This window comes from Stenotrophomonas sp. GD04024 (assembly GCF_029837545.1).
Classification (GTDB): domain Bacteria; phylum Pseudomonadota; class Gammaproteobacteria; order Xanthomonadales; family Xanthomonadaceae; genus Stenotrophomonas; species Stenotrophomonas forensis.
In genome coordinates, this window is the sequence record NZ_JAOEDV010000011.1 from 13838 (window position 1) to 27039 (window position 13202).

At 66.5% G+C, this 13202-nt stretch carries 13 protein-coding genes; 7 read left to right on the plus strand and 6 right to left on the minus strand.

The annotated features are described in order from the left end of the window. Window positions 1-37: 37 nt before the first annotated feature. From N7590_RS05475 to N7590_RS05490, 4 genes are read right to left on the minus strand one after another with little or no spacing between them, the layout of a single operon-like run. Complete coding sequence (locus N7590_RS05475) at window positions 38-1552, minus strand: PLP-dependent aminotransferase family protein (RefSeq protein ID WP_164241611.1); 1515 nt, start codon at window positions 1550-1552, stop codon at window positions 38-40. Between the two features lie 9 nt (window positions 1553-1561). After that, window positions 1562-2164, minus strand: a complete 603-nt coding sequence (locus N7590_RS05480; RefSeq protein WP_164241610.1) for a DUF6436 domain-containing protein — start codon at window positions 2162-2164, stop codon at window positions 1562-1564. Continuing rightward, a complete protein-coding gene (locus N7590_RS05485; protein WP_232281358.1) occupies window positions 2164-2442 on the minus strand; it encodes a hypothetical protein in 279 nt (92 codons plus the stop codon). The genes N7590_RS05480 and N7590_RS05485 overlap by 1 nt, the downstream gene beginning before the upstream one ends. A gap of 55 nt (window positions 2443-2497) precedes the next feature. After that, complete coding sequence (locus N7590_RS05490; RefSeq protein WP_053510756.1) at window positions 2498-3913, minus strand: PLP-dependent aminotransferase family protein; 1416 nt, start codon at window positions 3911-3913, stop codon at window positions 2498-2500. Window positions 3914-4096: 183 nt separating this feature from the next. On the opposite strand from N7590_RS05490, the gene cyoA reads away from it, so the two are divergent. Genes cyoA through N7590_RS05515 form a run of 5 tightly spaced genes read left to right on the plus strand, consistent with a single transcriptional unit; the run spans window position 4097 to window position 8642 of the window. After that, window positions 4097-5002, plus strand: a complete 906-nt coding sequence (gene cyoA, locus N7590_RS05495; RefSeq protein ID WP_053510757.1) for a ubiquinol oxidase subunit II — start codon at window positions 4097-4099, stop codon at window positions 5000-5002. Window positions 5003-5007: 5 nt separating this feature from the next. Further along, window positions 5008-6984: a cytochrome o ubiquinol oxidase subunit I gene (gene cyoB / locus N7590_RS05500; RefSeq protein ID WP_164241609.1), complete on the plus strand. Its 1977-nt coding sequence runs from the start codon at window positions 5008-5010 to the stop codon at window positions 6982-6984. Beyond that, the gene (gene cyoC, locus N7590_RS05505; protein ID WP_164241608.1) at window positions 6981-7616 is read left to right on the plus strand and encodes a cytochrome o ubiquinol oxidase subunit III; all 636 of its coding nucleotides are present in this window, start codon (window positions 6981-6983) and stop codon (window positions 7614-7616) included. The genes cyoB and cyoC overlap by 4 nt, the downstream gene beginning before the upstream one ends. A gap of 1 nt (window position 7617) precedes the next feature. Then, complete coding sequence (gene cyoD / locus N7590_RS05510; RefSeq protein WP_164241607.1) at window positions 7618-7950, plus strand: cytochrome o ubiquinol oxidase subunit IV; 333 nt, start codon at window positions 7618-7620, stop codon at window positions 7948-7950. Between the two features lie 11 nt (window positions 7951-7961). After that, window positions 7962-8642 carry an SCO family protein gene (locus N7590_RS05515; protein ID WP_164241606.1) on the plus strand — a complete coding sequence of 227 codons (681 nt, stop codon included), beginning with the start codon at window positions 7962-7964 and terminating at the stop codon, window positions 8640-8642. Window positions 8643-8730: 88 nt separating this feature from the next. Here the strand turns inward: N7590_RS05515 and N7590_RS05520 are convergent, their stop codons facing one another. Then, entirely contained in the window at window positions 8731-9306 is a 576-nt protein-coding gene (locus N7590_RS05520) for a hypothetical protein (protein WP_053451042.1), read from the minus strand. Next, complete coding sequence (locus N7590_RS05525) at window positions 9306-11084, minus strand: S8 family serine peptidase (RefSeq protein ID WP_164241605.1); 1779 nt, start codon at window positions 11082-11084, stop codon at window positions 9306-9308. Before N7590_RS05525 ends, N7590_RS05520 begins: the two co-directional genes overlap by 1 nt. A 309-nt stretch (window positions 11085-11393) precedes the next feature. Here N7590_RS05525 and N7590_RS05530 point away from each other — a divergent pair, with 309 nt between their 5' ends. Next, window positions 11394-11834, plus strand: coding sequence for a DUF2231 domain-containing protein (locus N7590_RS05530; protein WP_164241604.1), 441 nt, complete (start codon window positions 11394-11396; stop codon window positions 11832-11834). Further along, the gene (locus N7590_RS05535; protein ID WP_053451039.1) at window positions 11827-13137 is read left to right on the plus strand and encodes a sorbosone dehydrogenase family protein; all 1311 of its coding nucleotides are present in this window, start codon (window positions 11827-11829) and stop codon (window positions 13135-13137) included. The genes N7590_RS05530 and N7590_RS05535 overlap by 8 nt, the downstream gene beginning before the upstream one ends. Window positions 13138-13202 lie beyond the last annotated feature (65 nt).

Here is a 13202-nt window from a genome sequence, read left to right on the forward strand (position 1 = left end):
GCACGCCGTTGCTGGCCAGCGGCCGGCACTACCAGGCCTACCGCTCGATTGCCGGCAACGCATCGGACAAAAACAAACGGTCAATCCGCCGCAGCGCACTTTCCAGTTGCCGGCGGTCCGCCGCCAGCCCCAGTGACAGCCGCACGCCGTTCTGATGCAGCACCCCGGGCGGGCAGAATGCCGATGACGGTGCAATGGCCAGCCCCTGCAGCTGCGCGGTGCGTACCAAGGTGGCATCGGTCCACGGCGCCGGCACCCGGCACCAGGCATGCAGGCCCTCGGCGCGCTGCAGCAGCGACGGTGCCAGCAGATAGCGCGCCATGCGCATGCGCTCGCGCGCCTCGCTGCGTACCTGCGCCAGCAACGATTGCGCCGAGCCATCCAGCAGCAACTGGCTGGCCAGCGCCGACACCAGCGGATGACCCATCAAGCGGGTCGCCCGCAGCGCGGCCGTCATCGACTCGGCATGCTCCGCATCCGGGCATTGCACGAACGCGGTTCGCAGGCCGGGGCTGATCACCTTCGACAGCGTGGCCACGTAGAACACCTGGCGCGGGGCCAGGGTTGCCAGTGGTGTCGGCGCGTCCTCGGCGAGGTGCCAGTACGGATCGTCTTCGATCGCCAGCAGGCCTTCGCTTTCCAGTACGCGCGCCAGCGCTTCGCGCCGCTGCAGTGGCAGGGTCAGCGCCGTCGGGTTCTGGCAGGTCGGATTGAGATAGACCAGCCGCGCGCCGCTTTCGCGAGCCTGCCGGGCCAGTGCCTCGGGGCACATGCCGTGTTCGTCGCTGTCCACTGGCAGCAGGCGCCGGCCCAGTGCGGCCGCTGCCTGCAGCAACCCCGGGTAGACCAGCGTGTCGCACAGGATCGCATCGCCATCGCGGCTCTGGCTGAGCAGGATCGCCGCCAGCGCGACCTGGGCGCCTTCGGTCAGCAGCAGGCAGGCGTCGTCCACGGTGCCCAGCATCGGCCGCAGCCAGCGCGCCGCCGCATGGCGATCGGTCGGGTTGCCGCCGCCCAGGTGGTAGGTCATCAGGTTGGGCGCGTTGCTGCGCGCAAGTACGGCGGCGGCGCCACGGCGCAGCGTCTCGGCCAGTGCATCGGCATCGGGCACCGGCGGCACGTTCATGCTCAGGTCCACCACCTGCTCGAAGCCGGCCTTGGGCGGTGCGATGAAACTGCCCTGCGGACCGCGCGCCTCGATCAGGCCACGCTTGCGTGCTTCATCGAAGGCACGGGTGACCGTGGTCAGGTCGACGCCGAGCTGCAGCGCCAGTGCGCGCTGCGAAGGCAGGCGTTGTCCTGGTGCAAGGCCGCCGCGACGCACCGTGCGTTCCAGCGAATTGACGATGCGCAGGTAGATCGGCCCAGTGTGCGCGAGCACGTCCTGCACCCATTCGCGGGCTGCGACATCCGGTCGCGGCATGTAGGGAGCATGTCGGGGCGTATCGTTGCTTCCAACGGCGGGAGCCTGTCCATAACCATCGGTCGGTTCGGGCAGGTGACCGCCGTTGTTGTTTACGGCGGTCGCGCCGGCCAGTCTCGGTGAAGTCATTGCGCGTCCTCAGCGCGGGGCGTGCCAGGGGCAGTAACAGCCCACGGCAAGCAGTCCTTTCGGGCGCACGGTTTCGCCGCGCACCAGTTTGTCCAGCAGCGGTTCGACGAAGCTGTTGGCCGAGTTGCAGACCATGCCGATGCTGTACGGGCCGGCATACGCGAGGTGGCCCTGCCGGTCCCAGATCGCTACCGCAGGGCTGGCCGGAATGTGTTCGATGCCGTCGATGGTCGGCAGCTGGATCACCTTGCTGCGCAGCGGCTCGGGCAGTTCGCCCTCGGTACCGGGGCGGCGGATCGCATAGAAGTCGATGCCGGCGCGGCGATACATGCTGATCAGGTAACTCAGGTGCGCGCCGGTTTCGCGGTTGCAGACCGCGCAGGCCGGGTCCCAGAAATGCACCACGTGGATGCGGCCGGTATCGCCGGCCAGATTGGCCGGCAGGCGCAGCTGCGAGTCGTCGAAGACGATGGCCTGTTCGGTGAAGGTGGATTGCGCGCCGTAGCCGAAGTACTGCCACAACGCCGCCGCCACGCCGGCCATGAACAGGCAGGCGAGGGCGATCATCGTCGGCAGCAGCCAGCGGCGCGCGCGCGGCGCGGCTGCGCCCATCAGGACGCGTCTCCGCCGAACTTGTGCACGTACTGCTTGCGCATCTCGCGGCAGGAGTCGGCCTGCGCGCGGCGCTGGATCTCGCTACGCGCCGGATCCTCGCTGCGCTGCACGCACTGCTCGATGGCGTGGCGCTCGGCGGCCTGCACATCCACGGTCTGCGGCTGCAGGCAGACCCAGGCCAGCGCGGCCAGCATCAGCACCACAAAGCCACCGCACCCGGCCATCACCAGGTGGAACTTCAGTTTCTCGGCGCGCATCGATGCACGTCCCTTCATCCATACATTGCATACAAAATATCATTTTGTATGGATGACGCGCCATGCGCACGCTTCAGACGATGGCGTTGTGCCGGGCCTCGGGGGCTTCGGACAGGATCTCATTCAGCTTGGCCAGCGCCCCGGCCAGCGCGCCCTGGTCGACCGCACCGCCCAGCGACAGGCGGATCGCGTTGCCCGGTGGCGGTTCCTCCACGCTGAAGGCATCGGAGCTGGCGATGCCCAGGCCTTGTTCCTGCGCGGCCTGGATCAGCCGGTACTGGTCCAGCCGTGGCGGCAGCGGCAACCAGACATGCAGGCCGGCCGGATGGGCGCGGGCACGCGACGGCAGGTACTGCGCGGCAATCGCCTGGCGTTCGCGCAGTTCCTGCTGGAAGCGCTGCACCATGTCCTGGGCCTGGCCGCTGCGGATCCATTGCGAGGCCACGGCCACCATCGACTGGGTCGGCATCAGCGCGATCGCGCGCAGCGCATCCAGCACCGGTTCCATCGGCTCGCCGGCCGGCACCACCAGATAGGCGGTGCGCAGGCCCGGCGCCAGGCACTTGGACAGGGTGGAGATGTAATAGACCGGGCAGCCGGCGTCGCGGTGGGCGGCCAGCGGCGGGGCGGCGTCCCCGGCCAGCAACCAGTAGGGATCGTCTTCGATCACGGTCAGATCGTGGCGCTTTGCCACCGCCAGCAGCGCCTGCCGGCGCTGTGCCGACATCGTCGCCGTGGTCGGGTTCTGGATGGTCGGCACCAGGTACAGCAGGCGCGGGCGGCGCAGCTGGCAGGCTTCTTCCAGCGCGTCCGGCAGCATGCCTTCGGCGTCCATCGCCACCGGAACCACGCCCCGCTGCAGCACGCGCGCGGCGGCCAGCAGCCCGGGGTAGGTCAGCTGTTCGGCGGCGATCAGCTCGCCCGGCTGGGTACGGGCCAGGATCAGTGCACATAGCGCGGTCTGCGCACCGGGGCAGATCACCACCTGGTCGGCCCCCACGGTTCCCAGCATCGGTGCCAGCCACTGCACGGCGGCGGCGCGGTCTTCACGGGTGCCGGCGCCGACGTGGTAACTCATCAGCTCGCCCTGGCCCAGCTGCTGGCCCACGTGCTGGAAGCCGGCCTCCATGCCCTGTGCGAACGGCGCGCTGCCCAGCAGCGGCGGGATGTTCATGCTCAGGTCGACCGAGGTGCTGCGGTTGCCGGCCGACAGTGCAATGAAGGTGCCGCCAGCGCCCTGCGCATCGAGCAGGCCGGCCTGGCGAAGTTCGGCAAAGGCGCGGGTGACGGTGGTCAGGTCCACGCCCACCTGTTGGGCCAGGTCGCGCTGCGGCGGCAGGCGGTCGCCGGGGCGCAGCACGCCGTCGTCCACCGCCTCGCGCACCTGCTGGGCAATCTGCAGGTACAGCGGGCCGGCGCCCTCGCGGAAGGGGCGAACCCAGGTGCGGTTGGGATGTTTCAGGCGGCGGCCGGCGGCAGGAGGCGTCATCGGTCAGATTTTTCCATACGTGCAGATGCACAAGTCCATACAATCATGTATCTTGTATGGGCTTGATTGGAGTGGATCGCCTCCTTGTAGGCGACCTCGTACCCACAGTGTAGCCGCTCCACGCCCGGGCGCTGCGCGCAGGCGAGCCGGTCAAGCGCGCTTCTTCAACAGGGTTGACCTCCAATGAATATCTGCTGGAACCGCATCCGCCTGGCGCTGGTCGCCCTGGCCTGCGTCGGCCTGTCGGGCTGTGACTGGGTGTTGCTGGATTCGAAGGGCATGGTCGGGCTCGCCCAGCGCGACCTGATCCTGATCTGCATCGGCCTGATGCTGATCGTGGTGATACCGGCCATCGTGCTGACCTTCGTATTCGCGTGGCGCTTCCGCGCCGGCAACACCAAGGCGAAATACACACCGGACTGGTCGCACTCCACCAAGGTGGAGATCGTGGTCTGGGGCGTGCCGCTGGTCATCATCGCGGTGTTGGCGGTGATCGTCTGGCAGTCCACCCACGAACTGGACCCGTACAAGCCGCTGGACGTGGCCGGTGAACCGCTGCACGTGGACGTGATCGCCACCGACTGGAAGTGGGTGTTCGTATACCCGGACCTGGGCATCGCCACGGTCAACCAGCTCAACTTCCCGGCCAACCGTCCGCTGGCGTTCAACATCACCTCCAACTCGACGATGAACACCTTCTTCATCCCGCAGCTGGGTGGGCAGATCTATGCGATGGCTGGCATGCGCACGCAGCTGCACCTGATCGCCAACGAGCCGGGCCAGTTCCGCGGCATGTCCGGCAACTACAGCGGGCATGGCTTCTCGAACATGAAGTTCATCGCCACCGCCAGCAGCAACGAAGACTTCGAGCGCTGGGTGGCCGAGGTGCGCAGCGCGCCGCAGGCACTGGATTTCAACCAGTTCAAGGCGCTGGCCGCGCCGTCGAAGAATGCACCGGTACAGCACTTCTCCAGTGTCGAGCCGCTGCTGTTCAAGAAGGTCATCGACCAGTTCATCGGCGTGGGTGAGAACACCGCTGCCGCCACCCCGGCGGGCGCTGCCGGTGGTGCCCAGGTTTCCCAGGAGTAACGAACATGTTGGGTAAATTGACGTGGGAGGCCGTGCCGCTGCACGAGCCGATCGTGGTGGTCACATTGGCGGCCATGGTGCTGGGTGGCCTCGCGCTGCTCGGCGCGGTGACGTACTTCAAGCTGTGGGGCTCGCTGTGGCGTGACTGGTTCACCACCGTGGACCACAAGAAGATCGGCATCATGTACGTGGTGGTGGCGCTGGTCATGCTGGTGCGTGGCTTCGCCGATGCGCTGATGATGCGCGCGCAGCTGGCCGCGGCCGGCCCGGGCAGTGACGGCTTCCTGCCACCGGAACACTACGACCAGATCTTCACCGCGCACGGCGTGATCATGATCTTCTTCGTGGCCACCCCGTTCGTGGTCGGCCTGATGAACATCATCGTGCCGCTGCAGATCGGCGCACGCGACATGGCGTTCCCGTTCCTCAACGCCTTCAGCTTCTGGATCTTCGTGGTCGGCGCCGCGCTGATGATGATCTCGCTGGGTGTTGGCGAATTCGCCATGACCGGCTGGGTCGCCTATCCGCCGCTGTCGGGTATCGAGTTCAGTCCAGGGGTGGGTGTCGACTACTACATCTGGGCGTTGCAGGCCTCCGGTATCGGAACATTGCTGACCGGCGTCAACCTGTTCATCACCATCCTGCGCATGCGTGCGCCGGGCATGACCCTGATGAAGATGCCGGTGTTTACCTGGACCGTGCTGGTCACCAGCGTGATCATCATCGCCGCGTTCCCGATCCTGACCGTGGCGCTGGGCGCGCTCACCCTGGACCGCTACCTGGACTTCAACTTCTACACCAACACGTTGGGCGGCAACCCGATGATGTACGTGAACCTGGTGTGGGCCTGGGGCCATCCGGAGGTGTACATCCTGGTGCTGCCGGCGTTCGGCATCTTCTCCGAAGTGACCGCCACGTTCGCGCGCAAGAAGCTGTTCGGCTACAAGTCGATGGTGGGCGCCACGCTGGCGATCGGCATCCTGTCGTTCATCGTCTGGCTGCATCACTTCTTCACCATGGGCTCTGGTGCCAGCGTCAATGCCTTCTTCGGCATCATGACGATGATCATCGCCATCCCTACCGGCGTGAAGATCTTCACCTGGCTGTTCACCATGTATGGCGGCCGCGTCGAGTTCAGCGTGCCGATGCTGTGGACCATCGCCTTCCTGGTCACCTTCACCATCGGTGGCATGACCGGCGTGCTGCTGGCCATTCCGGGTGCGGACTTCCTGCTGCACAACAGCCTGTTCCTGGTCGCCCACTTCCACAACACCATCATCGGCGGCGCGCTGTTCGGCTACCTGGCCGGCTTCGCCTACTGGTTCCCGAAGGTGTTCGGCTTCACCCTCAACGAGCGCTTGGGCAAGTGGTCGTTCGCCTGCTGGGTGATCGGCTTCTACCTGGCCTTCATGCCGCTGTACATGCTCGGCTTCATGGGCATGACCCGTCGCATGAACCAGTACGACAACCCGGCGTGGACGCCGTACCTGATTGCTGCCTTCATCGGTGCGCTGTTCGTGTTTGCCGGCATCATCCTGATGCTGGTGCAGATCTACGTGAGCGTGCGCGACCGCAAGCGCAACCTGGACCTGACCGGCGACCCGTGGAATGCACGCACGCTGGAATGGGCCACGCCGTCGCCGCCGCCGTTCTACAACTTCGCCGTGGTGCCCAAGGCCGATGAGCTGGACGCCTTCCACGAAGCGAAGAAGCGCGGCCTGCCGCCACCGCCGAAGAAGTACGCGCCGATCCACATGCCGAAGAACACCGGCGTGCCGCTGATCCTCAACATCTGGATCCTGGTGCTGTGCTTCGCGCTGGTCTGGCACATCTGGTGGATGGCCGCCGCCAGCTTCATCGCCATGATCGTGACCCTGATCGTGCGGTCCTACGACGAGGACGTGGACTACTACGTCAGTTCCGAAGAGGTGGCGCGCACCGAAGCGGCCAACCTGGCCAAGCTGAAGGAGGTACGCGCATGAACCTGTTGACCCGCCCGGAGCTGGCCAGCGATACGCAGGCGCACCAGGAACACCACGCACACGACCATGGCCACGAGCAGGGCGGCATGAAAGTGTTCGGCATGTGGGTCTACCTCATGTCCGACCTGGTGCTGTTCGGTTCGCTGTTCGCCTCGTACGCGGTGCTCAGCACCGCCTACGCAGGCGGCCCCACCGGCAAGGACCTGTTCTCGCTGCCGTTCGTGATGGCCGAAACCTTCCTGCTGCTGGTCTCCAGCATCACCTACGGCCAGGCCGTGCTGGCGATGCACCGCCACGACACCCCGGCAGTGCTGCGCTGGCTGGGCGTGACCTTCGTGCTCGGCGCCTCGTTCATCGGCATGGAGATCTACGAGTTCTCGCACCTGATCCACGAAGGCGCGGGCCCCAGCACCAGTGCCTACCTGTCAGCGTTCTTCGCGCTGGTGGCCACCCACGGCCTGCACGTGGCCAGTGGCCTGATCTGGATGGCGGTGGTCATGCACCAGGTCTACCGCCGTGGCCTGACCCCGACCAACATCACCCGCGTCTCGTGCCTGAGCCTGTTCTGGCACTTCCTGGACCTGGTGTGGATCTGCGTCTTCACCTTCGTCTACCTGATCGGAGCCTTCTGACATGGCCCACGTCGAAACCTCGCGCGCCGGCAATGCGCATGGCTCCACCAAGTCCTACCTGATCGGCTTCGTGCTGTGCGCGCTGCTGACCGTGGTGCCGTTCGCACTGGTAATGAACCCGGTGCTGTCGCGGCCGCTCACGCTGTTCCTGCTGGTCGGCTTCGCGGTGGCGCAGATCCTGGTGCAGCTGGTCTTCTTCCTGCACATGGACCGCAAGTCCGAAGGTGGCTGGAACCTGGCCAGCTTCGTGTTCACCCTGGTGATCCTGTTCGTCGTCGTCGCACTGTCGGTCTGGATCATCTGGAGCATGCACTACCACATGATGATCAACTGAGCCTGCGAACCGTGAAAGGCATTGCGTTCCCCCATCGTGGCCTGCGCCTGGCGGCAGGCCTGCTGCTCGGCCTGCTGGCCGGCTGCAGCGCGCAGTCGCGCATGGACTTCTACTCCAGGGACATCGCCTGCGAAGAACTCGGCCAGCACTGGTCGATGCCCGACAGCCGCGGCACTGTGCGTGGCCCGGGGGATCTGCAGGGGCAGGTGACCTATCTGTTCTTCGGCTTCACCAGCTGCCCGGACGTGTGCCCGACCACGATGGTCGAGCTGAGCCAGGTCAAGCACCTGATGGGCAAGGATGCCGACCAGCTGCAGGTGGTGTTCGTCAGCGTCGACCCGGCACGCGACACGCCCGAGGTCGCCCGCACCTACGTGGAAGCATTCGACACCAAGGCAATCGCGCTGGTCGGCAACGAAGCGCAGTTGGCCGCAATGGCCAGCGACTTCAAGGCGTTCTATGAAAAGGAACCCGGCCCGATCCCGCAGACCTACACGATGAGCCACATCGCCGGCGGCTACGTGTTTGATCGCCAAGGCCGGCTGCGGCTGTTCGCCCCGTATGGCATGCCGGTGGACAAGCTGTTCTCCGACGTGCAGCGCCTGCTGCTCGAGCCGGCCCACCCGGCGGCCGGCAGCGACCCGCTGGCCAGCTGCAGCCTGTCCCGCAACGGCACACTCGCCGCTCGCTGACGCTGGTGGGTGCCAACCTTGACTGGCACACCCCTGAATCCCCCGGCCGGCCAGGAGAGCCAACCGGCCGGGGGCACCACTCAACGCCTTACTTGGTTTCTTCCCACTGCACCACGTCCGGCTCGGTGGCGCGGATGCCGGCGGTGGACAGCAGCTTGGTGGTCGCATCCAGCGCCGCGTTCACCGACGGGTACTCCACGATGGCCTGGCCCGACGCCTTCGACACCTTCACCACGCTGCCGCCGGTGGCGCTTGCTGCGCGCTGGGCAGCGGCTGCATCGGTGAAGAACACCTTGACCCGCGACGTCGCCACCACCGGCGCTCCGTCGTGGGATACCGCCGCGGCGAACTTGCCGGCGCCGGCATCAGCAGGCGCGGCCGCTGCGCCGTCCAGCGAACGCTTGGTACGCGTGCTGGTGGCCGCCGCCTGCGAGGTGATCGTGAACCGACCGCCGCTGACCTGCTTCACCGTGGTCGTGGGAGACAGCTGGAAACGCGTGCCACCCACATCGAACGAGCGGCCGGTAGCGGACGCCTTCAGTTCCTGCGCATCCACGGTTGACGGGGTCCTGGCCGGAGGTGTCTGCCCCGAGCTCTGTGCCCAGGCAGGGGAGGTCATCGCCGCGAAGGCGAGCGTGCTCAACAGAATGGTCTTTTTCATCATCAGTGCCCCAGAACGCGGATCTTGAAGGATTCGAGGTTGCCACGCGATGCAGCAGTCGCGGCCTGCCCCATGTCGGTCACTTCCAGCGTCCAGGTGCCGGTGGCATTCTCATCCAGGAAGGCATTGCTGGACAGCAGGTCCCAGCTGGTGAAATTGCTCTGCGCGTTCCCCGTGCCCGAACCGATCGCGGTGAACGCCGGTTGCACCACGCTGCGGGTGCCGCTGGGCGAAACCAGCACGAACTGCAGCTGGCGCGTATTGCGGTGGTTGACCCGGAAGCCGAGCTGCACGCTTTCGATGTTGCGCGCGCCGTTGGCCAGCTGGAAGGTCAGGCGTGCCGCGGCAGCCGAGGTGTTGCCGATGGCCACGGTGCGCGTGGTGGTGCGCCAGCCGCTGTCGACCAGCGGTCCCAGCGACTGGAAGTTCTCGGCGACCTCTACTGCACGCGCAGCATTGACCACGCCGAAGCCATACCAGTTGCTGTAGGCACGGTTGGCAGCGTTCACCGTCCAGCCCGGCACCAGCGTGCGCCCGTCGGCCAGTGTCACCGCCGGCTGGTTCGGGTGGTTGCGGGTGGCGGTGGTGGCCAGGATGTACTTCACATCGCGATAGGACAGGTTCGGATTGGCTTCCAGCACCAGCGCAGCCACGCCCGATACCATCGGTGCCGACGCTGACGTGCCGTTCATCTTGGCGGTGTAGTTGCAGGTGCTGTCGATGGCCGACTGGTTGCTGTCCAGCGTGTTCTCGCGGTTGGTGTTCTTGTTGCTGCCCTGCGCGCACCCGGTCACGTCGGTGGTGACGATGGCCGGGTCGTACGCGCGTGCCACCAGGCCCGGTGCGTACTGGGCCTGCAGGCCGTACTCACCGCCAAAGGCCGAGACCCACAGGGCCGAGCCGGTGGAGGAGTACGACGAGCGCACGCCATCGGCGCGCACGGCGGCAACGGTGATCACGTTGAACAGGTTGTTGCGCGGATCGCGGCCAGCCGGCACGCAGCCGGTGTTGCGGTTCTTGGTGTCATTGGTGCAGACATCGAAGGTGTTGCCGAGGTTGTCCTGCCAGTACCCGTTGTTGAAGTTGTTGCCGGCCGACTTCACGTAGATGCCGCCGCGGCCACCGCGCGTACCCGACAGCGCCTGCTCATACGAACGTATCGTGTTCTCGCTGTACGCCAACGGCAGGTTCGGATTGCCCGGGCCGGCGCCCCAGCTGTTGTTGAACACCTGCACGTCGGCCGATTCCGCGCCATCCCACCAGGCGTACTCGATGTTGCTCTGCTGGTTGCCCTGGGCGGAGCGCGAAATGGGGTTGAAGCCCTTCAGCGTTGCCGCCGGAGCCACACCACGCACGCCCAGGTTGTTGGCGCCCACCGCGCCGGCGATGCCGCCGACCATGGTGCCGTGGTTGTCGGCGTCCGGATTGGACGGGCTGGGATTGTTCGAACCATTGGCGAAGTTCTTGCCGGCCACGGCCGCCACGTTGGCGGCCAGGTCCGGATGCGCGATCTGCAGGCCGTCATCGACGATGGCGATGGTGACGCCCTGGCCGCGGATGCCGTTGCGGTATAGGCCATCCACGTTCAGATCGTTGCCGGCTACCGGCAGCGTGTCGGCCGGTACCGTCTGCCCGGTATTGCGCAGGTGCCACTGGATGCCCGCCAGCGGATCGGCCTGCTGGGCCTGTGCGGTGGCCACCAGGCTGCCCAGCACCAGGGCAGTGGCAAGGGCCAGCCGCGCGGAGCGCGGTGGCGCGGAGCGTTGCGTGTGTCGCTTCATACACGAATCCTTCTGTTGTGAATCGGCATGGCAGACGGCGGGGCGGAACTGCCCCATCGCAACGAGCCAAACGCGAGACAACGAAGAACCCCCTACCTCTTCACAGCAGCAATCTGCGGATGTGCCAATTCCGTCACAAACACTTATGCCCGCCGGTAATGACGACGGCGTTGGCTCGCATCTGGGGGATGCCAACCTTGGCCGGCACCCGCGCCCACGCATGGCGAGGATCTACCCGACGTCATCGCGCGCCCTCACATCCGCCTGTGCTACTACGGCCCTCGCACACATCCGTACCGGAGCACCCAGATGGTCAACCCCCTCGCCCAGGCCCATCGCGGCCCAGGCACTACGCTGTTCAGCCTGTTGAACCCGATACCGTTCGGCTTCTTCGTCGGCGCCCTGATCTTCGACGCGATCTATCTCAACAGCGCCGAGGTGATGTGGGGCAAGGCCGCCGCCTGGCTGATCACCTTCGGCCTGCTGATCGCCATCCTTCCGCGGCTGATCAACCTGTTCGCAGTCTGGCGCCGCAACGGCACGGCCACCCGCATCGACCGCATCGACTTCTTCCTCAACCTGGTGGCCGTGCTGCTGGCGATCTGGAACGCCTTCGTGCACAGCCGTGATGCCTATGCCGTCGCGGTGCCGGGCACGATCCTGTCGGCGCTGACCGTGGCCCTGATCGCACTGGGCCTGATCCTGCTGTCATTGCAGCCGCCGGTGCTGCAGGGAGGCCGTCATGGCTAAGCACATCCTGCCCACCGTGGCCGCCCTGGCACTGGCCGTCACCCTGTCGGCCTGTGCAGGCAAGGCCGAGTACCACCCCGCCGACCAGTCCGGCACGAAGCCGCCGCTGCCGGCGCCGAAGAACTTCCTGATGCCGCCGATGCAGGTGCCCAAGGGCGTCGGCTGGGCCGAAGGCCAGTCACCGACGGTGGCCGACGGCCTGAAGATCGAGCGCATCGCCGCCAACCTGATGCACCCGCGGCGCCTGCTGACCCTGCCCAATGGCGACGTGCTGGTGGTGGAAGGCAACGGCCCCGGCGAAGAGCCGGTCACCACGCCCAAGCAGTGGATCGCCGGCAAGGTGAAGGCCCGTTCGGGCAAGGCCGGCAAGGGCGGCAACCGGGTCACCCTGCTGCGGCGCACGCCCGGCACCACCACCTGGACCCAGCACGTCTACATCGAGGGCCTGCATTCGCCGTTCGGCATCCAGCTGATCGGTGACACGCTGTACGTGGCCAACACCGGCAACATCATGCAGTACCACTATGTGCCGGGCGAAACCCGCATGTCCGACAAGGGCCGCGAGTTCACCGACCTGCCCAGCACCATCAACCACCACTGGACCAAGGAACTGCTGGCCAGCCGCGATGGCAGCAAGCTGTACGTGGGCGTGGGCTCCAACAGCAACATCACCGAGAACGGCCTGGCGGTGGAGTACCGCCGCGCGGTGGTGCTGGAAGTGGACGTGGCCACCCGTGGCAGCCGCATCTTTGCATCGGGCATCCGCAACCCGACCGGGCTGGACTGGGAGCCGAGTACCGGCAAGCTGTGGGCGGTGGCCAACGAGCGCGACGAGATCGGCGCCGACCTGGTGCCGGATTACCTCACTTCGGTGAAGGAAGACGGCTTCTACGGCTGGCCCTACAGCTACTACGGCCAGCACGTGGATGAGCGCGTGCAACCGCAGCGGCCGGACCTGGTGGCCAAGGCGATCGTGCCCGACTACGCCATCGGCTCGCACGTGGCACCGCTAGGGTTGCTGTTCTACACCGGCCAGGCGCTGCCGGCGCAGTACCACGGTGGCGCCTTCATCGGCGAGCACGGCAGCTGGGATCGTTCACCGCTGAGCGGCTATGAAGTGGTGTACGTGCCGTTCAAGGACGGCAAGCCGACCGGGCGGCCGCAGACCGTGGTCGGTGGCTTCACCTCCAAGGACGAGAAGACGCTGATGGGCGCACCGGTGGGCATGGCGATGGATGCCGAGGGCGCACTGCTGGTGGCCGACGACGTGGGCGATGTGGTGTGGCGCGTGTCAGCCAAGTAGCCTTGTAGAGTCGAGCTTGCTCGACTGCTTTGGATCTGGCCTTTGTAGAGTCGAGCCATGCTCGA